This is a genomic window from uncultured Kiloniella sp. (assembly GCF_937128705.1).
GTDB lineage: Bacteria > Pseudomonadota > Alphaproteobacteria > Kiloniellales > Kiloniellaceae > Kiloniella.
Map to the genome: position 1 here is coordinate 1 of NZ_CAKZMP010000398.1, position 21143 is coordinate 21143.

22 protein-coding genes are annotated in these 21143 nt (G+C 44.6%); 5 read left to right on the top strand and 17 right to left on the bottom strand.

Going from position 1 to position 21143, the window contains the following annotated elements:
* Positions 1-27: 27 nt before the first annotated feature.
* Positions 28-729 carry a DUF1045 domain-containing protein gene (locus Q0241_RS20725; RefSeq protein ID WP_299380987.1) on the top strand — a complete coding sequence of 234 codons (702 nt, stop codon included), beginning with the start codon at positions 28-30 and terminating at the stop codon, positions 727-729.
* Positions 730-735: 6 nt separating this feature from the next.
* Here the strand turns inward: Q0241_RS20725 and phnN are convergent, their stop codons facing one another.
* Genes phnN through phnG form a run of 8 tightly spaced genes read right to left on the bottom strand, consistent with a single transcriptional unit; the run spans position 736 to position 7196 of the window.
* Positions 736-1338, bottom strand: a complete 603-nt coding sequence (phnN, locus tag Q0241_RS20730) for a phosphonate metabolism protein/1,5-bisphosphokinase (PRPP-forming) PhnN (protein ID WP_299380988.1) — start codon at positions 1336-1338, stop codon at positions 736-738.
* A gap of 2 nt (positions 1339-1340) precedes the next feature.
* The gene (locus Q0241_RS20735; protein WP_299380989.1) at positions 1341-2483 is read right to left on the bottom strand and encodes an alpha-D-ribose 1-methylphosphonate 5-triphosphate diphosphatase; all 1143 of its coding nucleotides are present in this window, start codon (positions 2481-2483) and stop codon (positions 1341-1343) included.
* A gap of 2 nt (positions 2484-2485) precedes the next feature.
* Positions 2486-3181 carry a phosphonate C-P lyase system protein PhnL gene (gene phnL / locus Q0241_RS20740; RefSeq protein ID WP_299380990.1) on the bottom strand — a complete coding sequence of 232 codons (696 nt, stop codon included), beginning with the start codon at positions 3179-3181 and terminating at the stop codon, positions 2486-2488.
* Positions 3182-3191: 10 nt separating this feature from the next.
* Entirely contained in the window at positions 3192-3995 is an 804-nt protein-coding gene (gene phnK, locus Q0241_RS20745; protein WP_299380991.1) for a phosphonate C-P lyase system protein PhnK, read from the bottom strand.
* Positions 3992-4912, bottom strand: a complete 921-nt coding sequence (locus Q0241_RS20750) for an alpha-D-ribose 1-methylphosphonate 5-phosphate C-P-lyase PhnJ (RefSeq protein WP_299380992.1) — start codon at positions 4910-4912, stop codon at positions 3992-3994. Before Q0241_RS20750 ends, phnK begins: the two co-directional genes overlap by 4 nt.
* A 4-nt stretch (positions 4913-4916) precedes the next feature.
* Positions 4917-6071, bottom strand: a complete 1155-nt coding sequence (locus Q0241_RS20755; protein ID WP_299380993.1) for a carbon-phosphorus lyase complex subunit PhnI — start codon at positions 6069-6071, stop codon at positions 4917-4919.
* A gap of 1 nt (position 6072) precedes the next feature.
* The gene (gene phnH, locus Q0241_RS20760) at positions 6073-6699 is read right to left on the bottom strand and encodes a phosphonate C-P lyase system protein PhnH (RefSeq protein ID WP_299380994.1); all 627 of its coding nucleotides are present in this window, start codon (positions 6697-6699) and stop codon (positions 6073-6075) included.
* On the bottom strand, positions 6699-7196 hold the full coding sequence (phnG, locus tag Q0241_RS20765; RefSeq protein WP_299380995.1) for a phosphonate C-P lyase system protein PhnG: 498 nt from the start codon (positions 7194-7196) through the stop codon (positions 6699-6701). The genes phnH and phnG overlap by 1 nt, the downstream gene beginning before the upstream one ends.
* A 127-nt stretch (positions 7197-7323) precedes the next feature.
* Here phnG and phnF point away from each other — a divergent pair, with 127 nt between their 5' ends.
* Positions 7324-8061, top strand: coding sequence for a phosphonate metabolism transcriptional regulator PhnF (gene phnF, locus Q0241_RS20770; protein ID WP_299380996.1), 738 nt, complete (start codon positions 7324-7326; stop codon positions 8059-8061).
* Here the strand turns inward: phnF and Q0241_RS20775 are convergent.
* From Q0241_RS20775 to Q0241_RS20790, 4 genes are all read right to left on the bottom strand, one after another.
* Positions 8058-9002 carry a carbohydrate kinase gene (locus Q0241_RS20775; RefSeq protein ID WP_299380997.1) on the bottom strand — a complete coding sequence of 315 codons (945 nt, stop codon included), beginning with the start codon at positions 9000-9002 and terminating at the stop codon, positions 8058-8060. The genes phnF and Q0241_RS20775 overlap by 4 nt on opposite strands.
* Before the next feature lie 3 nt (positions 9003-9005).
* Positions 9006-9692 carry a D-lyxose/D-mannose family sugar isomerase gene (locus tag Q0241_RS20780; RefSeq protein ID WP_299380998.1) on the bottom strand — a complete coding sequence of 229 codons (687 nt, stop codon included), beginning with the start codon at positions 9690-9692 and terminating at the stop codon, positions 9006-9008.
* A gap of 29 nt (positions 9693-9721) precedes the next feature.
* Complete coding sequence (locus tag Q0241_RS20785; protein ID WP_299380999.1) at positions 9722-10936, bottom strand: ROK family transcriptional regulator; 1215 nt, start codon at positions 10934-10936, stop codon at positions 9722-9724.
* A gap of 453 nt (positions 10937-11389) precedes the next feature.
* Positions 11390-12304 (bottom strand): aldose 1-epimerase, encoded by a 915-nt coding sequence (locus Q0241_RS20790; protein ID WP_299381000.1) that lies wholly within the window; start codon positions 12302-12304, stop codon positions 11390-11392.
* Between the two features lie 254 nt (positions 12305-12558).
* Here Q0241_RS20790 and Q0241_RS20795 point away from each other — a divergent pair, with 254 nt between their 5' ends.
* Genes Q0241_RS20795 through Q0241_RS20805 form a run of 3 tightly spaced genes read left to right on the top strand, consistent with a single transcriptional unit; the run spans position 12559 to position 14874 of the window.
* Positions 12559-13263: an ABC transporter permease gene (locus tag Q0241_RS20795; RefSeq protein WP_299381001.1), complete on the top strand. Its 705-nt coding sequence runs from the start codon at positions 12559-12561 to the stop codon at positions 13261-13263.
* A complete protein-coding gene (locus Q0241_RS20800) occupies positions 13263-14024 on the top strand; it encodes an ATP-binding cassette domain-containing protein (protein ID WP_299381002.1) in 762 nt (253 codons plus the stop codon). The genes Q0241_RS20795 and Q0241_RS20800 overlap by 1 nt, the downstream gene beginning before the upstream one ends.
* A 13-nt stretch (positions 14025-14037) precedes the next feature.
* The gene (locus tag Q0241_RS20805) at positions 14038-14874 is read left to right on the top strand and encodes a substrate-binding domain-containing protein (RefSeq protein ID WP_299381003.1); all 837 of its coding nucleotides are present in this window, start codon (positions 14038-14040) and stop codon (positions 14872-14874) included.
* A 53-nt stretch (positions 14875-14927) separates the two neighbouring features.
* Here Q0241_RS20805 and Q0241_RS20810 read toward each other — a convergent pair whose 3' ends face one another.
* The 5 genes from Q0241_RS20810 to Q0241_RS20830 all read right to left on the bottom strand — a co-directional run bounded on the left by Q0241_RS20810 (position 14928) and on the right by Q0241_RS20830 (position 20941).
* Complete coding sequence (locus Q0241_RS20810) at positions 14928-15383, bottom strand: DUF411 domain-containing protein (RefSeq protein WP_299381004.1); 456 nt, start codon at positions 15381-15383, stop codon at positions 14928-14930.
* A gap of 48 nt (positions 15384-15431) precedes the next feature.
* Positions 15432-15788 carry a hypothetical protein gene (locus Q0241_RS20815; RefSeq protein ID WP_299381005.1) on the bottom strand — a complete coding sequence of 119 codons (357 nt, stop codon included), beginning with the start codon at positions 15786-15788 and terminating at the stop codon, positions 15432-15434.
* A gap of 113 nt (positions 15789-15901) precedes the next feature.
* On the bottom strand, positions 15902-18877 hold the full coding sequence (locus Q0241_RS20820; RefSeq protein WP_299381006.1) for an NAD(P)-dependent oxidoreductase: 2976 nt from the start codon (positions 18875-18877) through the stop codon (positions 15902-15904).
* 492 nt (positions 18878-19369) lie between these two features.
* Positions 19370-20389: a fumarylacetoacetate hydrolase family protein gene (locus Q0241_RS20825; RefSeq protein ID WP_299381007.1), complete on the bottom strand. Its 1020-nt coding sequence runs from the start codon at positions 20387-20389 to the stop codon at positions 19370-19372.
* Positions 20390-20404: 15 nt separating this feature from the next.
* Positions 20405-20941 carry a VOC family protein gene (locus Q0241_RS20830; RefSeq protein ID WP_299381008.1) on the bottom strand — a complete coding sequence of 179 codons (537 nt, stop codon included), beginning with the start codon at positions 20939-20941 and terminating at the stop codon, positions 20405-20407.
* Between the last annotated feature and the right edge of the window lie 202 nt (positions 20942-21143).

Sequence of the window (21143 nt, forward strand, 5' to 3'; positions counted from 1 at the left end):
TATAGGACTAGAATTGTAGGATAAGTCATGGTTCATGAACGCTATGCAATTTATTATGCGCCGCGATTAAACAGTAAACTGGGGCAATTTGGTAATTCCTGGTTTGGTTATAATCCTGTTTCTAATGAAGCTATTCAAAGGCCAAACGTTGAGGGGATGGCTGCTCAAGAAATTGAACATGTGACGCGAGGAGCGGGGCGATATGCTTTTCATGGAACATTAAGGTCACCCTTTAAATTGCGGAAAAACCGTAGTTTAGAGTCGTTAGATCAATCGTTAAGATCCTTTGCAACAAAAGCTCGTCCGATTATCTGTGGACCTCTTTCTATAAGATCTATTGGCAAATTTCTTGCGCTTGTCCCTGATGATCCTGAGAATCATATTCCAGGTCTTGCAGAGCAATGCATCAGAACTTTTGATAATTTTAGATTAGCACCCAGTAAGCAAGAACTAGATCGCAGACGACAGGCTGGCCTTACGTCTGTTCAGGAAGAACTGCTTCTTCGGTGGGGATACCCTTTTGTGATGGAAGAGTTTCGGTTCCATCTGACGTTGAGTGATAAACTTGATGGAATGGACTTAATTAAATATCAGGCTCTACTTGAAAAGCATTGCGAAAACTTGTGTGAGGAGCCATTTTTTATTGATGAGATCGCTCTGTTTGGCGACCCGGGAAAAGGCGGGAAATTTGAAGAAATCTCCCGTTACCAATTTTCAGCTGGCGACTGATTTTACCTAACTTCGTAGCGTTGGCGATTCACTATACCGGTAAGGGTGGGTGGTCTGCAAATAAGGATTTTCGATCGCCATAACAAAATTTGTAATCGCGTCTTCAAGTGAACCGCTGTTATCAATCTCAATGACATCATCTCCCCGTACGCGATAGGATTTGGCACGATCAAGCCTTCTTTGAATATCATCTTCACTTTCCCGTCCACGGGCGTGTAATCGTTGCGAAAGAATATCGGGGTCGACTGTGATTGAGATAATTCTTAGGTTCGGGTATTCGTTACGTGCTTCGTTTAAAACGCTTCGAGATACATTAATAACAACACATTTCCCTTCTGCTAATTCATCATTGATAGATCTGGGAATGCCATACTTTAAGTCATGTGCATCCCATGAAAGCGCAAAGATACCCGCCCGTTTTTTTCGGGTGAATTCCTCTACTGAAAGGCCCAGATGATTTTCCCCGCCAGCATTTGTGGGGCGGGTGATTGATCGTCTTGGAAAAATAACGCTTTTTGTATTGCCAAAGCGTTGACGAGCAGCATCAAGCAAAGTGTCTTTGCCTGCGCCACTTGCCCCAACGACTAAATAAAGCCAACCTGTTTCCATTTTTAAGAAACCCTGTTTCCTTCGCGCCATACTCCCCGGACAACAGGGTGGTGGTGCGAGTGGTGGACATGAATAAGATCCGCGCGTTTTCCCAAGGCAATCTCGCCCCGGTCAGTTAAACCAACGCGTTCTGCTGGTGTCTTTGTCACTGTTTGAATTGATTTTGGCAGATCGTAGGCGTCAAAATCTTCATAGAGCAACATCGCGGCATGTAGCAGGCTATGGGGGATGTAATCACTGGAAATAATATCCAGATATCCTTCTTTAGCCAGCTCACCTGCGGAGATATTGCCTGAATGGGATTTCCCCCGGACTACATTCGGCCCGCCCATCATAACGGCTAAGCCGGAATTATGAGAACTTCTGGCGGCTTCAAGCGTGGTCGGAAATTCAGCAACAGTCATGCCATCAGAGACAGCTTCTTCCACGTGTGTTTCTGTTGCATCGTCATGACTGGCAAGGGCAAAGCCTTTGTCATGTGCTGTGCCGACAACATGTTTGCGGTTTTTTTGGCTGTATCTTTCTTGATCAAGTCGTCTTTCAGAAATGAATTTCTCCATTTCTCCATCACTCAGGCCGTATTTTCCCTGATAATAAATGTAGTAGGCATCAAGAGAGACAAACTGTCTTTGGCCGGGGGTATGATCCATAACGGATAGCATGCGAACCAGATTATTTTTAGACAGCTTATCCAAAGCCGGGGCCATATCGGCGTAACTGACTTCACACCTCAAATGTATCAGGTGATCAGCACGAAGCAGGTTTTCGCGATTGGCATGAACCAGACTACCGACCATTTCTTCCAGTCGTTTAACCCGGCTGCTTCCTTCGTTTACATCACCCACTGCTATGGCGTCAAAGACAGTTGTAATCCCTGCACTGGCAACTTGACTGTCATGACTGACAACCGCAGCGACAGATGGCCACTCCGTCTTGGGACGAGGGGTCATATGTTTTTCAAGATTGTCGGTGTGCAGCTCTACCAATCCGGGTAGCAAGAGATCGCCATCAAGATCCAGCGCACTGGATATGGATGTGTTTCTTGTTGAAATATCTTCAATCTTGCCATTGGCAATCTTTAAAGATCCATGGACAACTTCGTTCGCAAGAACGACTTTTGCATTCGTGAAGACTTTTTCATTCATCTCTAGACACTCTGAAATTGGGTGACATCAAAGGTTCTGGAACAAACCGCTTCTCTGGCTTCCTGATCGTGAAAAATGCCCAAAATAGCGCAGCCTCTTTCTTTCGCCTGTTCAATAAGGTCCAGAACGGTTTGTCTGTTGACGGCATCAAGAGAAGCTGTTGGTTCATCGAGTAACAGGATCGGGTAATCAGCGATAAACCCACGAGCAATATTAACCCGCTGTTGTTCTCCGCCAGAAAACGTCAGGGGTGATAAACTCCACAAGCGTTCCGGTATTCTCAAGCGAGCCAAGATGTCTTGTGCTTTTGTAATGGCCTGATCTTTTTCCTGCCCGAGAGCAATCAGAGGCTCGGCGACGATTTCAATTGTTGGAACTCTGGGAATAACACGCAAAAACTGGCTGACATAACCAAGGGTGCGCTTGCGTACATCCAGAATTTGATGAGGATCTGCTTTGACAATATCAACCAGCTGATCATTGTGGCGGATATGGATACTTCCTTTGTTGCATATGTAGTTGGCATATAGCATGCGCATAAAAGTACTCTTGCCTGAACCTGATTCACCCGTTAGCGCAACGCATTCACCCTGATTTAAAAAGAAGGAAATACCTTCGAATACCGGGATTGTCATGCTTGCCTGATTGTGGAGAGTAAAATGTTTTGCGACATTTTCCACGTTAATCATTTTTGACATATTCATGTCCTTAAGATTGCAATATTGATGAAACAAGAAGCTGTGTGTAAGGGTCTTGCGGATCATCAAGAACCTGATCCGTTAAGCCGCTTTCAACTACGTGTCCGTTTTTCATCACCATGAGGCGGTGGGACAATAAACGTGCGACGGCGAGATCATGGGTGACGATAACAACGGATAGCCCGAGGTTCTGCACAAGGCCACGGAGCAGATCGAGGAGTTTTGCCTGTACCGAAACATCCAAACCACCAGTAGGCTCATCCATAAAGACCAGACGAGGGGCGGTCACAAGGTTACGGGCAATTTGCAGTCTTTGCTGCATGCCACCGGAAAAGGTCGAGGGAAGATCATCCAGACGTTCTGTTGATATCTCAACTTTGCCAAGCCAGTCTGTCGCTGTGTGACGGATATTTCCGTAGTGACGCCAGCCAACAGCCATTAATCTTTCACCAATGTTGGCACCTGCACTGACACCCATTCTAAGGCCATCACGAGGGTTTTGATGAACAAAAGCCCAATCCGTCCGCATGAGAAAGCGGCGTTCAGGCTCACTCATGTCAGCAAAAAGATCTTGTGATCCATCATGACGGGTATGATAGCTGACAGAACCAAAAGTCGGTTTCAATTGAGCAGAAATACAGTTGAGAAGTGTCGATTTTCCTGATCCGGACTCACCAACAATCCCAAGGACTTCGCCGGGACGAAGGTCAAATGATATGTTCTGACAACCAATCCGGTCGCCATACATCATGGTCAGGTCTTTTACGGTTAAGAGTGCCTGTTCAGGTGATAATGTTTGATTTGAGGAAGTCATTTTGATGCCTCTGAATTTACGGATTGCATCTGGGAAGCTTGCGATAGAGTGTGTTCCACTGACGGTGACATGGAATTATCCTGTCGACTTTGACAATAATCGCTGTCGGAACAGACAAACATGCGGTTGCCTTTGTCATCCAGAATGACTTCATCCAAAAAGCTATCTGTTGATCCGCAGAGGGCACAGTCTTGATCCCAGGATTGAATTTCAAAGGGGTGATCTTCAAAATCAAGGCTTTGTACCTTGGTGTATGGGGGGATGGCATAAATCCGTTTTTCACGGCCCGCGCCGAACAGTTGAAGTGCGGCACAATTATCCATTTTGGGATTATCGAATTTGGGGGTAGGGGACGGGTCCATGACATAACGGCCATTTACCTTTACCGGATAAGCATAGGTCGTTGCGATATGGCCATGACGAGAAATGTCTTCATACAGCTTGACGTGCATAAGACCGTATTCTTCCAAGGCATGCATCTTACGGGTTTCTGTTTCTCGGGGTTCCAGAAAACGAAGAGGTTCAGGAATTGGCACCTGATAGACCAGAATTTGCCCCTCTGTTAGCGTTTCTTCGGGAATTCTGTGCCGGGTTTGGATAACCGTTGCGTCTTTGGTTTTTTCGGTCGTGTTGATATCTGCAGTCTTTTCAAAAAACTGCCTGATACTGACAGCATTGGTTGTATCGTCGCTGCCCTGGTCAATGACTTTCAATGTGTCTGAGGGGCCGATGACGGTTGCTGTCACCTGTACACCACCTGTTCCCCACCCATAGGGCATCGGCATTTCTCGACCGGCGAATGGAACTTGATAACCCGGAATGGCCACAGCTTTCAGAAGCGCCCGGCGGATCATGCGTTTAGTTTGTTCGTCCAGATATGCATAATTATAGGACGATGCTGTTGTATTTTGAGACATCGTTTTACTCTGCCGCCTGTTGTGTTTGTGTCTGTTGTGTGGGGGTGTTCTGTTGTTCTTCGCGCATGCGACGAACAAGTCCCAGTTCGGCTTGAAAATCTACGTAATGCGGGAGCTTGATATGTTCGACAAAACCCGTTGCCTGAATGTTATCGCTATGGGACATAACGAATTCTTCGTCTTGGGCCGGGGCGACAATCTCTTCGCCCATTTCCTTTGCGCGTAGAGCACGATCGACCAGAGCCATGGAAATGGCTTTACGTTCGTTTTGTCCAAAAACCAGACCATATCCGCGTGTAAACTGTGGCGGTTCTGTTTTTGAACCCTGAAATTGGTTAACTGTTTCGCATTCGGTTATTTCCAGATCGCCAATATCAATTGTAAATCCCAACTCTGATGGTTGGATTTCGATTGAAACAGTTCCTAATCTGATTTCGCCAACAAAGGCATGGTTTCGGGCGTATCCGCGTTGTGTTGAGTAACCAAGTGACAGGATAAAACCTTCGTCACCACGCGCAAGATTTTGTAACCTTTGATCTCGATCTACCGGAAACTCCAGCGGTTCGCGGGTTAAGTCTCCCACGGGATGTTCTTCTTCATTTTCGGGAAGCGTTTCCGCCTGAATAAGGCCTTCATTATTTAAAAGACCGCCCAAAACCCTTGGCATTACTACCTCAGGTGTATGAATATCGATTTCAGATTTCTGGCTCTCGGTATCTTCTGAAGATTCTTCAGACAGATTGTCTTCAGTCGTTTCCATCAGATCAAAATCAAGAAGACGATGCGTGTAATCAAAGGTTGGGCCAAGAATTTGTCCACCAGGCAAGTCTTTATAGGTAGCCGAAACCCTACGTTCTACGCTCATCTTGTCAGTTCTGATTGGAAGGCTATAGGCTAAGCGAGGTAACGTTGTTCTGTAAGCACGAACTAAGAAGATCGCTTCTATCAAATCGCCACGTGCCTGCTTGATAGCTAAAGCAGCGAGATCTTCATCAAACAATGATCCCTCGGCCATGACACGAGATACAGACAGACTGAGTTGCTCTTTTATCTGTGCAATGGATAGTTCAGGTATTTCTTTTGGACCGCGTCGTTTTTCTGCGAGAAGACGGTGGGCGTTTTTGATCGCTTTCTCGCCACCTTTTACAGCTACATACATTTTAAATGTCCATTTCTGAAGAACGGGGAAGGGCGCAAATATGAGTGGGAGAGGCAAAAATGACGTCAATGCCGCAAGGGAAGTAGTTTCTGTTATCCTTCATCCATCCCCAAAGTTTTGAATTGAGGGGAGAAGGAGACAGTTCGCTTGTGGTTTTGATACCAGGTCCGCTCAGAACAGCTTTTTTTTCTGAATTGAAATGATCAACGGCAATGATAAGCGTTGCGGAACGATCAGGATTTTCGGCTGTGCCGATTGGCAAGTCAGCAATCTGATCAGGACCTTCCATGCCATTGAGAACGGCGAAATCACAATGCTTCGCATTCTGTGTTAGCGAACACCCGGTGTGGAACCTCAAATAATCAGAAACATTTGAGCACTCAGTTTCTGGAGAAAGCCAAACTGTCGTATCCATGTCTGCAAGAGCCAGCAGAACAGACGCAGCAGATGAGTTCAGCTTGCTTGGACTTTTACATGTGAGCGGTGTTTCTATAACCGTTCCGGGGTGCGACATCGCATCCAGAACAGTTCTGAAAATTGTCGTGGCATCAAAAACAGGATTATCGAACCCGGGAAGAGTTGTTTGACCAATATCTTGCGTGGAAAGAGAATTTGTTTGAGAGTTCATCACGCGTCTTCTCCTCGTACCATCGTGAAGAAATCAACTTTAGAAGTTGCAATCTGTGATTTGCGATTATGCTTTGCTTTTTCTTGAGCGGATGCCAGCGGTGTAACAAAAGTATCGCGTATTTTTTGTGCCCAGCGATTTGTCTGGAGAAGGGCGTCGAGGACTGCAACCAGCTCGGCCTTTTTATGATCTCTGCCTCGGATATACGCGTATCCAATGTGGTCACTATCTAGACACACAGTACAGCGTGTTACAGATACTTCACCCAGATTGAATTGTTGCCCGTCACCGCCGGCTCTTCCTCGGACCATAACCAGCCCGGTTTCTGTTTTACGAAGGAAGCGATAGGGAAGGTTGCTTAAATCAGCTTCTGATTTTGTCAGTTTTTGCCAGTGATGTTGTAAATCTTGCAGCGTGCAGCGAGCCAGAACAGATAACCATCTCTGTCTCTCGTTATTCGCATCTCTCTGGTCTAGCTGTTCCGAAACATCGGTCACTTTTTATCTCCTTTCGACAAATGCTAAATTTGTCTAGACGTCTATACCTTTTTGATTTATAGGATGTAGCGTCAGCGAAGACAATTGACGACTGATGAAAGTTTTATGAACTTTAAAGGACAGTGAGATGGAGTGGGAAAAGGGTGAAGCAATCTGGAAGCAGATTGGGCGTCTTTTACTTCAGGATATTACATCGGGTGTTTTTAAGCCGGGCGATAAACTGCCGACAGAAAATGAACTTGCAAAAAGATTTGGTGTGAACCGTCACACAGTGCGCAGTGCGATTGCTGCACTTACAGAAGATAATGTGATGCGCGTCGAACAAGGGCGAGGAACTTTTGTCCAGGAAAACCTGATGGATTATACCTTGGGAAGTCGAACTCGTTTCTCTCAGATTGTGTCGGGGCGTCATCGCCTACCGGATAAAACTTTGTTAAGCAGCGAAAAGGAAAAAGCGACGAAACAAGTTGCAAAAAGGTTGATGGTTGCTAGGGATGAAAAGGTGATTAAGCTTGAATCTGTTAGCCAGGCAGACGGTATCCCGCTGGCCTATTCTATAAGTTATTTGCCCGCACTTCGATTTAGGGGAATTGAAACCGTATTTGCGGAAACAAAATCTTTAACTGAGGCCTTTAAGCATTTTGGGTTAAACGATTATACGCGTAAAAACACAAGAATTACAGCGCAGATGCCCAGTAAACGAACAGCGGAATTGTTACAACAAGCTAAAAATAAGCCCGTTCTGATCACCGAGAGTGTTGATGTGGATGCCACTGGCAAAGCGATACAGTTTGGTATTACGCATTTTGCCAGTGAACGTGTCCAACTCTTTGTGGATAACGAGAGCGCTCATCCGCTCTCTTAATCTATGTTTGTCAATTCCTCTGCCCAAGGAGGAACTGCGCCACTTTGTGTGACGGTAAAGGCCGCAACTCTGTTGGCTTTATTCAACGCGATAGATAGCTGCTGCTCTGTTAAGTCTTTTAACTTTGATTTTGATAGGATGCCTTGTTCACTGAGGCTTGAGAGAAAACCAGCATTAAAGCTGTCTCCGGCCCCGATGGTGTCTTTTACCTGAACCTTCTTGCTCTCCAGTTCTATGGTTGAGTTTTGACTATAGGCAGTGGCTCCTTGCGAACCTTCAGTAAAAAGTACAATTGATGGGCCTTGTCGCAATTGTTGTTGCGCAAAATCTTCTGGTTTTGTCTCTGGTGAAAACCACAATAGATCTTCGTCAGAGACTTTAATAATATCGCTTATTGAGAGCAGACGTTTGATGCGCTGACGGTACTCATCGGGATCAGTGATAAAACTTGTCCTGATATTGGGATCAAAAGACAGCACGCATTTATCTTTTGCGGATGTAGCCAATTCTTCAATGGATGTTCCGCAAGGTTCCTGAATGAGGCTAATGGCTCCGAAATGGAAGGCCTCAAGTTCCTCAGGTAATTCTTTTATGTTGTTTCCTTGGAATAACTTTCCCGCTGTATTCTCATCATAAAAGGCATAACTAGCTTGCCCGTCTGTAAACTTTACAAAGGACAAGGTCGTTGGTGCTTCCTGTCGAGAGGCATAACTGTAATCAACATTTGATTCCGAGAGTGATTGGCAAAGTTGTTCACCAAAGAGATCAGTTGAAATGCCGCCGCAGAACCCTGTTTTCGCGCCTAGTCGTCCTAGGGCGATAGCGGTATTGAAGATTGCGCCCCCCGAAACAGGTTGATAGGCGGTTCCTTTTTGTTCCTTTTGCGAAGAAATCTCTATCGGCAACATGTCAATTAGGGCTTCGCCACAACAAATGATCATGGGTTATTTCATCCATTTATCGTAATCAGAAACAAGCAGATGTTGAGGAGCTTCGTTTTCTTCTATTTGAGAGAAACGTCCTATCTTTGCTTGGAAGACATTATCAGTCAGATCATCATTCACGGTAGAAACCTCACCAATGAGAACATCTGCTCTTTCCCCCCAGAAGGCGTGCCAAACGCCAGGCAGGAGGGTAACACTCTCGCCCGGTGCCAATTTCAAAAGGCCACCAGCTTTAAGCTTTCTGTTGATGCCATCACAGGGAACAATTACTTCGGCTTCTTGATCAATATCACCGTTAGGATCAGACATGAATAGCTCAAGGACAAGATCACCGCCGCCCCGGTTAATAATATCTTCTGCTTTGATATTATGGCGGTGCATAGGGGAAATTTGATCTTTGCGAGAAATCATAATTTTTTCGGCATAGAGCATGCCTTTGCCAGTTTCCAAATCCTCTGCAAATCCGTTTCTGACGGTAAAGAGAAATAATCCGAGTTCATCAAACTTTCCCTGACCGTAGTCAGTAATGTCCCACCCCATACGGGCCTTTGTGATGCCTGTTAGTTCTTCTTTGCGTGTTTGCATGTCCTGAGGACTGAAGTAGGCAAAGGGGGGCAGGATATAGCCATGGGATTTAATGAAACTGTCTGATTGAGCAAGGATTTCGTTGACTTCTGAGCGTTGCATTTTTTGAGTTCTCGTTAATTTTAATAGGGTTATTGATTAAGAGATGTATTTTGATCAACAAGATAGCGATCAAACAAAGGGAGACTTGCGCCACCTAAGGCACGGGCGACTGTTCCGAGTGATCCTTCACAGATAACCGGCTGTTCGATCCCCTGTTGATTATAGTTTTTAATGGCTTCTTGAGTAGCCGTGACAATGTGTCTACGAACGTGTTCCGGAAAGGCTCCATCGATTACTGTTGCTTCCTGATCAATCAATGCTGTGGTTGAAATGATCGCCTGAGCCAAGCCATTTGCGACACGTTCTATCCAAGGATTGATTGTTTGATTTAAAGCTTGCCAGCCATTTTCTGTATTCCAAAGTGGAGAGGGATCAATACCAGCCTCTTGTAATTGTTTTTCAAAGGTGACGATTGAGGCCTCATCAATAAGTTGTTTGGTTTCACCAGCTTTGTCACTGATCAGCGTGGATCCCAAGGCCCCGGCATTCCCGTTCTTACCGATAAATAGGCTACCATTGATGACGAGGCCTCCGCCGATAAAGGTGCCGATGTAGAAGTACGCAAAATCACGTTTGGTTTGGTTCGTTCCAAAAGCGAGTTCAGCACCACAGGCTGCCGTTGCATCATTTTGTAAATAAACAGGGTAGGAACAGCTATGACTTAGTACCTTCTGTATGTCATATGTTTTCCAGTTTTCCATCTTGTCGGTTGATGTGCCAATGGCCTCTGCCCAGTTCCAGAGCTCAAAAGGCATAGCAATACCTAGACCGGCAATTTTGGATGCGGTTTCTCCTAAATCGGTCTCAAATTTTTTGATCGACTTAAGGGCAAATTTTTCAATGTCATCAGGTTCAGGAAACGGGTAGGGGTGAATAACCTTTTGTTTCACTTGCCCTAAAAAATCAACAAGGATGAGTTCGGAACTGCGCCGCCCGATTTTTAATCCCAAAAAGAACACGCCATCGGGATTAAGAGAAAGGGGGATTGAAGGTTGGCCAACTTTTCCGCGTACTGGTTCACCCTTTATAAGTAATCCATCGGCTTCTAGTGAACGCATAATGACAGATACTGTTTGTGCAGATAGCCCCGTCATTTGAGCAAGTTTCATTTTGGGGAGCTGCCCGTTTCGACGCACAAGCGAGAGTACCAAGCGTTCGTTATAAGCTCTCATGTTACTTTGATTAGATCCTTTTAATTGTTGATCTAATTCAGTAATGTTTTCGTGATCGCGTTGTTGATCCAACTCTGAATCCTTTGTTGTTTTGGCTATATGCTGACCTTGGAAAACACATATTTTCCATTTTGCTCTATGGTAACTATCGGGAATTATTTCTGGATGGTCAATAAATAAATAAGAGTGATTTATTTATTGTGTATAGATTTATCCACAATAAATGGTGTGTAAGGTAAAAAAAGAAGTAGGGCGTTGCTGGGTGATCCCAGATCCATAGAAAAGTTAGTCACTTATATCCGATGAATGAAGGATGATGAAAAACGCCTTGTAATCTCTATCACAGGTTTGGCTTGATCTGGAAAAGGGATCGATCATGCAATGGTTGGGTTGGGGTTTAAGTAAAGAGGCGGCAACAAAGCGGGCTTTGTAAAATGATATTCCTAATGTCAATTTAGTAAATCATAACTCATTGCTGGTTGATATTATTCTTAAATTATATCCTATAATTACCTGTAAAATAAACTAAAACTCTGTATTGATCTTGAATTTGATCCAACCTTTAAGTGTTTGTTTTGGTGCAAGAACATGAATGCCTGTGTCTTCTAACGTCATACCTTTTGATGTCGGGTTCAGGGCATCCGTTATATGTGATGTTGGTTCTACGCAGAAAAAATTTTCGTCTTTTGGGGCGTAAACGACGAGGCGATTTAGGTTTTTACTGGCGTTCAATTCAACTGAAACATTGTCTTCTGGCCAATGAATCTGTGCCTTGCCATCCCATGGTTCAAACTGATTGTCGCATTCTAATGTTTCGACCAATGGATTTGTCCTTAAATCCCAATGTTCGGGACATTCAACAAGCTTTGTGGGGAGGCAGGTTTGATCTGTTATCCAGACGTTTTCTGTATTTGCTTTTAAACGGGTATCTTTTCGTTTCGGGAAATAAGGGTGCATCCCAAGACCAACAGGCATTGGGTGGTCACTGGTATTAATGACAGAAATATGCTGAGTTAAGTCAGTACCAGTTAGATTAAAGGTTTGAACGACATCAAAATCAAAGGGCCAATCCGTGGGTTTTTTAGCATTTGCGGTATAGTTCAATTCCAACACTATTTGGGACTTTTGATGATCTTTAACCTGCCAATGTCTTTGCCAGGAAATTCCATGAATCGAGTGGGGATGATCTGCGAAATTTAACGCCAGTTGATATGATTTACCATCAAAGGTGAATTGCCCTTGTTTAATACGGTTGGAATAGGGAATTAAAGGAAAGGACGCTGTGTTCAGCGGTGAAAAGACAGCTTCGTTGTCTTGTTGATTGGGGCGTAAGATATCATAAGCGCGATCCATTTTGATTGCGTATGACATAATACAACCTCCATCCAATGAGAAGGAGGCGACAGCTATATCTGTTTCGATGATCAGGTCTGAGGTCAAGAGCAGTCGGCCTTTCGTCGGATTGATATTGAATATGGTTATCTTAAAAATATTTTCGCTTTAACTATGATCAGATTTTAATCGGACATTTTCTACAAAATCATAAAGTTTAATCTGTTTTTCAAATTTAGATTTTCAAATATAAATACATACAAAGCAAAAGTATCTGAGTAGTGTGCCCGAACATTTTGCCATAACAGCTTTATGGCGTAAAACTCAATGTGCGTCCCGTTTCTGTTATATTTTGGAATTTTATGAACGATCTTTGGCAGGCATTTTTCAAAGCGATATCGCTTGTCATTACCTTGGATAACAGGCTGCTTGAGATCGTCTTTTTGTCTTTGCGATTAAGTTTGTCTGCAGTGGGGATAGCGCTGCTCATTGCGCTGCCTTTTGGTGCTGTTCTCGCGTTGACCAAATTCCCGGGTAGAAAAATTTTAGTCATTATTATCAATGTTTTTATGGGGTTGCCGCCCGTCGTTGTCGGGCTATTTGTCTATTTACTTTTGTCCCGTAGTGGTCCCTTTGGTGTTTTTGGCCTGTTGTTTACCCCCACAGCCATGATCATTGCTCAGGTTATCTTGGTCGTGCCCATCGTGACGGCAATTACACGACAGGTGCTTGAAGAGCTCCATCTTGAATATGATGAGCTCCTGAGATCACTTGATGTGCCTTGGTATCGCAAGGTGACGGCTTTGGTCTGGGATGCCAGATTTTCCTTAACGACAGCTGCATTAGCCGGTTTTGGACGTGCTATTTCAGAGGTTGGCGCTGTGATGATCGTCGGGGGTAATATCGACCATCTGACCCGTGTCATGACAACGGCTATTGCCCTGGAAGCAAGAAAGGGTGATTTGGTTATGGCTCTTGCTCTTGGATTAGTATTGTTGGCGGTCGCTCTTGGAATTAACCTTTTTGCCTACAGTATTACAGAAACGGTAAAGAGGCGACATCAGTGATGACAAAACATCCTTCGATTTTACCGTTAAAAGTTGAAAACCTTGAGTATGAGGCAGGTGGGAAGCAACTGATTAAAAATATCAGTAGCGAATTCAACCAAGGGAAAAGATATCTTCTTTTGGGACCAAACGGTGCAGGGAAAACACTTCTGCTACGACTGTGTCATGGTTTGTTGAAGCCAAAATCTGGCAAAGTGATATGGTCGTCTGGCAAAGATGCTAACCCCAAGCATCATCAGGCTATGGTTACTCAACGACCGGTCATGTTACGGCGTTCAGCTTATGCAAATATTGATTATGCGCTTTCCGTTCGCGGTGTAGAAAAATCCCTGCGACCGGATATGATTAACGCTGTTATCCAGAGAACGGGATTAACGCGGGTAGCAAATAAACTTGCGACCGTTCTCTCGCTGGGTGAACAGCAGCGTTTGGCAATTGCGCGGGCATGGGTGTTAAAGCCAGAGGTTCTTTTTATGGATGAGCCAACGGCTAGTTTGGATCCGCCGGCAACACATTCCATTGAAGAACTTATCCACGAAATTTCTGCAGAGGGCACGACGGTTATTATGACCTGCCATGATCTTGGTCAGGCAAAGCGTCTGGCAACCGATGTTCTTTTCATGTTCAGGGGACGTATTAAGGAAATGTCTTCTGCAGATGATTTTTTTGCTGGTCCGCAAAACGATTTGGCGCAAGCCTTTTTAGATGGTCAGCTTATCTGGTGGAAACGCCGCCCAGAAAAAGACGATGTTCAAATTTAGGAGACACTATTTAATGTTTAACAGATCTATTATGCGTGCACTTGGTTTCGCAGCCGCATTAGTAATGGTTGGGTATGGCCCAGCTTCATACGCAGATGAAGCAACGAATAATATTACGTTGGCTTCCACCACATCGACACAAAACTCAGGCTTGTTTGATTACTTGCTGCCTCTTTTCAAAAAGCAGACTGGTGTTGACGTACATGTTGTTGCCGTCGGTACAGGGGCCGCCCTTAAGCTTGCCCGTAATGGGGACGCGGATGTTCTTATGGTGCATCATAAAACGTCTGAAGAGAAATTTGTTGCTGATGGGTATGGTGTGAAGCGCTTTGACGTGATGTACAACGATTTTGTTCTTGTCGGACCGGATAGCGATCCAGCTAAAGTTAAAGGTTCTGAAACTATCGTTGATGCGTTGAATAACATTAAAACAAAACAATCAGTCTTTCTCTCTCGTGGTGATGATAGTGGTACTAATAAAAGAGAATTAGAACTTTGGAAAGCCAACGGAGATAACCCTAAATCTGCATCAGGTGACTGGTATCGTGAAACCGGGTCTGGCATGGGCGCAACTTTGAATACGGCCGTGGCGATGCAAGGATATGCGCTGACTGACAGAGCGACCTGGATCAGCTATAAAAACAAACAAAACATGGAAATCCTTTTTGAGGGCGATAAACGTCTGTTCAATCAATACGGTGTAATCGTTGTGAACCCGGAAAAGTTTCCACATGTAAAAGTAAAACCTGCGGAAACGTTCGTGAATTGGATCATATCTTCTAAAGGACAAGAAGCTATTGCGGGTTATAAATTATCCGGCGAACAGTTGTTTATTCCCAACGCTGAATAAATAAAGTTTTTGAAAAATTTTGAGGAGGGAGCCTTTGGAGGCTCCCTCTTTTTTTATTCGATCGTATAGAGAGTAATCGAGTGATCATTTTCTTTAATATTGTACGAATAAATTCTAAAGGGTTCTTCTTTTTCAATTCCCATGCCGGGTGACCCCATTGGCATTCCGGGCAAGAAAATCCCCGTTACATCAGGCTTTTCCGATAAAAACTTATCAACGACATTTATGGGAACATGTCCTTCGATGACATAACCGTCGATTAAGGTTGTGTGGCAAGAAGACATTTCATCTGTAATGCCATACGATTTTTTGATAAGGGACATTTTTTCTGTGGGTACTTCTTTAACCTTGTAGCCGCTTTGACGGAGATGCTCGGCATAAGCACTACAGCAACCGCATTGCGGATTTTTAAACAAGGTGGCTTCACCTTCACCAGCATGAGCGTGAATTGGCAAAAGGTTGATAAACATCGTGGCTGCAATTGTTACCGCAGGAATAAAAGATCTCATTTTATGATCCTATTGTGTCTGTATTAGTTGATTGTTTTTAGTTTGATTTTACAGATTTATAGGGGGAGAAATCTCTACCGCTGGGAACAACCCGACAGATTGTTCTCGGTGAGGATATGCATCATCTGAGCGGGATCGTTGATTGTTAAGTGTGTTTCCGACGAGTATGGCTGGCGCCATAGATAGGCACAAATCAAGGCAAATAACCGCATTGGAATGGTCAATACACTCTTTGCAGCTATCGATATCTGATGTCAAATCCTGTACGTGCGATATGTTTGGAATAGATGAATTATCTAAATTGTGATCGCTTAACTTAGGCGTATGCGCACCAGCCTGTGCAAGCGGTGTAAAAAGAACGCTTAAGCTAAAAATTAAACAAATTATAGTACCCCAAGATTTCATGGACTTAAATTACCGAGATCTATCGGTGCTTGTCTAGGATCATTATTGTCGCACAAATAAAAAAGGTGCCATGAATGAACATGACACCTTTTTCAGTTGATCATTTTATGAACTTAGCCGTATGGGCCTTTCAGACCAAGCTGTTCAACAAGCGTGATGTACTTGTTGGACTGCAGCGTTAGTTGAGCGCCATAGCGATCAATAAGTTCCTGGCGACGTGAAGCATCTTTTGTGACAGACAGAGCGCCCCAAATTGCAGCCATGTCTTCGGTTAGCTTACGAAGCTCTGCAGCTGTTTCGTCTTCAGCGGCAACGGAAGCCAATGCATTGGATGTTACTTTACCCACACCATTAACTGTCGTTGCACCAGCATCAGTGTACCCGGCAGGAAGGTCGCCTTTCAGGTTCATGATAGATTTGTATTGGATCGCATCAAAGATCTGATCAACAGCCTGTTTTGCACCCTGAACGCGGGAAACGTGCTCGGTATCCGCAGCTGCATGAGGCAGAAGCTCTAGCTTGTCAGCATGCCGATCAACAAGCGTAAGGTAAGGAACCATTGGTCCGCTTAGTTCGCCAGTTTCTGCATTTTTGAACAGATCTGCATCAATCGCAGCATAGGCAACCTTGCCACTTGTAAGGGCAACATCAAGGGCATCGATGTTGATCACTTCACCGCGGTCGTAGTTAACAACAATTGCGCCATCATTCAGGGCGTTGAGTACGCCTTCGTTGACCAGGCTGTCATTGGCAAACTTACCTGTTTCTGCATTAAAAGCACCCAGACCAGTATGTGGGCTGATAACATCAGCACCTTTTGCTGCTTCTTCAGGTGTTTCTGCGTAGGTGAAACCTTCTGATTCAATCCAAGCTTTGTGACGGGCCCGTGCATAGATGGACACTTCCATACCAAAGGCTTTGCCAAGATTTGCAACTTCGCGGCCAATATTACCATAACCGATCACTGCAAGTTTTTTGCCTTCGAGCTTCTCAGTCGGGAATTTGCACAGGTCTTTTCCTGTGTCAAAATCACCCGCGCAGACAAGTTTGTGCATTTCTTCGACAGGAAGATCAGGTGTAACCTTCAATAGGGCCTTCATCGCCATCTGTGCTGTTGCACGGCTGTTGAAGCTTGGTGTGTTCATGAGCGCAGCTTCACCACCATCACCATTACCGCCGCCCCATGATTCAGAGCCCATGTTGCCGGTTCCCGCACCGATACGTACGCCACCATGTTTGAAGACTGAATCTTTGGGCAGGAATGTCGCTGCTACGATTGTTGCGTCGTATTGGCCTTTATCTGTCTGAGGCAGGAGCTCTTCTTCTGTACTTAGGTTTGGCTGATACGAGAAGTGAAGTTTGCCAGTTTCAAGGTTCGCATCATCTGCAATCGGGCCTTCGTGGAAAACACCGCCTTTTGCTTCGACATAGGCACGAACCTCGGAATGGTCTGGATTGCCGTTTGTATCGAATTTCAATCCAACAAGGTCGGCAACAAGTACTTTGTACGCTTTGTTCTGATCATCCTGACGCACTTTGCCAGATGTACCGTTTACAGCTGCTTCAAAAGTTACCCCTTCTTTGGCTAGAAGTTCTTCTAGCACGACAATTTTTGCGCGGTGGTAGGCGTATTCCAGGTTTTCCAGAAGAGCAATAACGTCTTCTACTGGGCGTAGACCACCAATCCAGGCGCGGTAGTCACCAGGTGTGCCCGGGAAAGCATTGACGTAACGAGCAACGTCCAGACCTTCTTCATGCTCGCCATTCGGATGCGTTAGGCCTTCGTAGCCAAGCATCTGTTTGGATTTTGCAATGATGTCTGCATGGATTGCAGGATCTGTATTAGCGCCTTCTTTAACCTTGAGCAGGGTAACTGCAGCACCACGGTTATCTGCATCAGTAACACCGAGCTCTAGGGTTGGGTTGCTTGCAATCCAGTCGTTGGCTGTTTGGCGATTTTTGATGGACCGCTTGTTCAGCTCACGTGCAGAGCCAATTGATTTCTCTGCGCGCAGAAGACCAAAAGTTGTTTCTGCAAAAGCAAGGGTCGAGAAGGTATTGATGATACCACCAAGCATCTTGTGTTCAGCAGGATCGTAAACCGGACCAAGTTCCCAGGTTTTTTCGCTGCTCATTGGCTCTTTCGGGTCCGCAGGAACAGCAATTTTAAGCTGACGCGGGATCGCCCATGCAGGATCTTTCTGGTTCTGGTTCATCAGGGTCAAAGCTTCTGGTGTATAAGAAGCAATGAAATAACCTGATATACCACCAATTGCTTTTTGGAATGGCATGAACATACAACACTTGTCCATAACCTCTAGAACAACATTCTCTGCCCATGGCATAGCACCCAACATAGACGTGCTGTCAATAATTGCGTGGTGCTCAGTTGGGTTCGCATCGATCCACTTTAAAAGTTCGATGATTTCGGACTCTTTATAGGTCGTGGCACCGGTTGTTTCGTGACCAACGCCAACGAAGAGCTTGATGCCCTTAGAACTTAGCTCGGCTGCAGTCGGAATTGCGCCTTCGCCTTCGGAGTAGTGGATGCGTTCTATATCACCATTTGCAGCGAACTTCTGCATTTCCATAATCTGGGAACCCCAGGATTGACGGAAAAACCCCCCCGCTTTGCCTTCGGCAGATTCTGGTTTTGGTGTATCGACATAGATTTTTTGATCCGGGTTGTTTGCATTCATCAAATGAAGAATGGAAACGGTAAAGCCACTGTGCCCACCACCTAGGCCAATAGCCATTTTATTCTTTTTTGGGAATTCAAAGTAACGATGAATTTCGCGAACCATATCCAGCAGAACTTTATCGGCCGGATAGCCACGGTGCATGCTGCGGCCGATCTCGGCTGTTGTAAAGCTGCCGATGCGGTTGCCGCGGTCATCTACTTTGGCATAATTTTCTTCAAGCCATGCATCAAACTGAAAGCGCAGGCGACGCCCGTCAACTTCGTCGGATGTCATATCCGTAATGGGGCCTACGCCAAAGAACTGGTTAGACGTTCTTGTTGGAGCACCTTTTGCGGTGACAGCCAAGGACGCATCGCGTTGTGCCTTTAGGTCATCAATCGATACCATGATGTTAAATTCCCTGTGTTACTCAATAATGATGGCCTGCTGGGCGTGGTGAATGCACACGATCTGTTGATTGTTGTCAATCGCAAGAAATAGGCTTAATCGGAATAATCCAGCGCCTAAAAAGTAATTTGGTGTTCAATTACCAGCCAATTGCAGCACAAAATTTCAAAATTTTGCATTCCATGTGCTGTATATACCCCCTGTAAATCAGGGGTATGCCGATCAGCGCAGCAAAATGTGGTAAATACGACCACTTGCTGTATTCCATGTGAGTATAGCAGGCTTTGATAGGCAAACCCTACTATATGATTTGAGAAAACAGATAGAATTGGGCTTGAGGCAGCACCACGCACCACTGAAGCTGGGAAGGAAATGTAACATTTTCTTGTGTTTTGATATGAAAACAGCCCTGAATTTTACTTCAGAGCTGTTGTCTTTTAATGATGGTAAGGAGTTAAAGGTAGCTAAACCTAGAACTTTATAATCCATTGATTATGGAATAGAATACTCTACTATTTTCTGATCAATTTTCCCGAAAATTGACTTACCTTCCTTATCCATCATTTCTATTGCGATTGTATCGCCAAACTTCATAAAAGGCGTTTGAGGAGTACCTGTGTTGATTGTTTCAATCATACGGACTTCTGCAATGCAGGAGTAACCAACACCACCGTCTTGTATGTGTTTGCCAGGTCCGCCATCAAGCTTATTCGAAACGGTTCCTGATCCGACAATCGTGCCCGCACCGAGCGGACGGGTTTTTGCCGCGTGAGAGACAATTGTTGGAAAATCAAACGTCATATCTTCGCCAGCTTCAGGTTTTCCGAACAGCTTACCGTTTAGCGTCGAGAGTAGAGGCAAATGAACCTTGCCGTTTTTCCATGTAGGGCCAAGTTCATTTGGTGTTACAGCCACAGGGGAGAAGGCACTGGATGGTTTGGATTGGAAAAAGCCAAAACCTTTTGCTAGTTCAGCCGGAATTAACCCGCGCAGAGAGACATCATTAACGAGCATCAAAAGTTTGATGTGATTTTCTGCCTTTTCAGGGGATGTGCCCATGGGCATATCGTCGGTGATGACAGCAATCTCTGCTTCGAAATCAATACCCCAACTTTCTGAACCAAGTGGAATATCGTCTCTTGGACCAATAAAGCTGTCAGAGCCACCTTGATACATCAAAGGATCATTCCAGAAGCTACCTGGTAATTCGGCGCCTCTTGCTTTTCTAACAAGCTCAACGTGATTTACATAAGCAGAACCGTCAGCCCATTGGTAAGAGCGAGGAAGAGGGGATGCGCAAGCAGGTTCTTCAAAGTCAAAACTATCTGTCAGATCACCATTATTCAGAGCTTGATAGAGCTTGTCTAACTGAGGGGAAATATTGTTCCAATCGTCCAGTGCTAATTGTAGCGTTGGCGCGATTGTTGTTGCCTTAACACACTTTTTCAGGTCGCGACTGACAACAACAAGCTCACCATCTCTGGTGTCATTTTTATAGGTAGCGAGTTTCATTTTATTAACCGTAACTTATGAGGAGAGTTCTTTTTGATGCATCCAATCAGCATGCGTTGGGGCTTTTTTGGTTTTTGACCACTCTTCAAGCATTTGCCATTTTACATCATCGAGCTTTTTGCTCATATCTGGTGTTGCTGTATTGACAGCCAATTCAATGCGATGACCACTTGGATCAAAGAAGTATATTGATTTGAAAAGGGTATGATCTGTTGGCCCTAATACATCAATACCATCCGCTTCGAGCTTACTTTTAACAGTCAGCATTTCATCCATTGTTGCTACTGATAACGCTAAATGTTGTACCCATTCTGGCGTATTGGGATCTTTGCCCATGGGTGGAGAGTTCGGTATTTCAAAAAAGGCCAAGATAGAACCTTTACCGGCATCAAGGAAGATATGCATGTAAGGGTCTGGGGCTTTTGTGGAAGGGACTTCGTTTTCAGCAATTGCGAGGATGAAATCCATATTGAGGTATTTTCCATACCATTCAACGGTTTCTTTTGCATCTTTGCATCTGTAAGCGACGTGATGAATTTGTTCTATTTTCATTTTAAGCCTCGCATTGTTCTGTACATCTGTTCTGTAAATTTGCTCTGGGCAGTTCACAAAACTGATCCTTAAATACACTGTGAGAATAAGAGAAAGAAGGTCACTATTTTCACAGCATTCTATCTTGACATACAATATTAGTTGCAAATGAAACTAATGCAAGTTTAAACCAATAAATAAGAATTTTATGAAAGGAATAAAT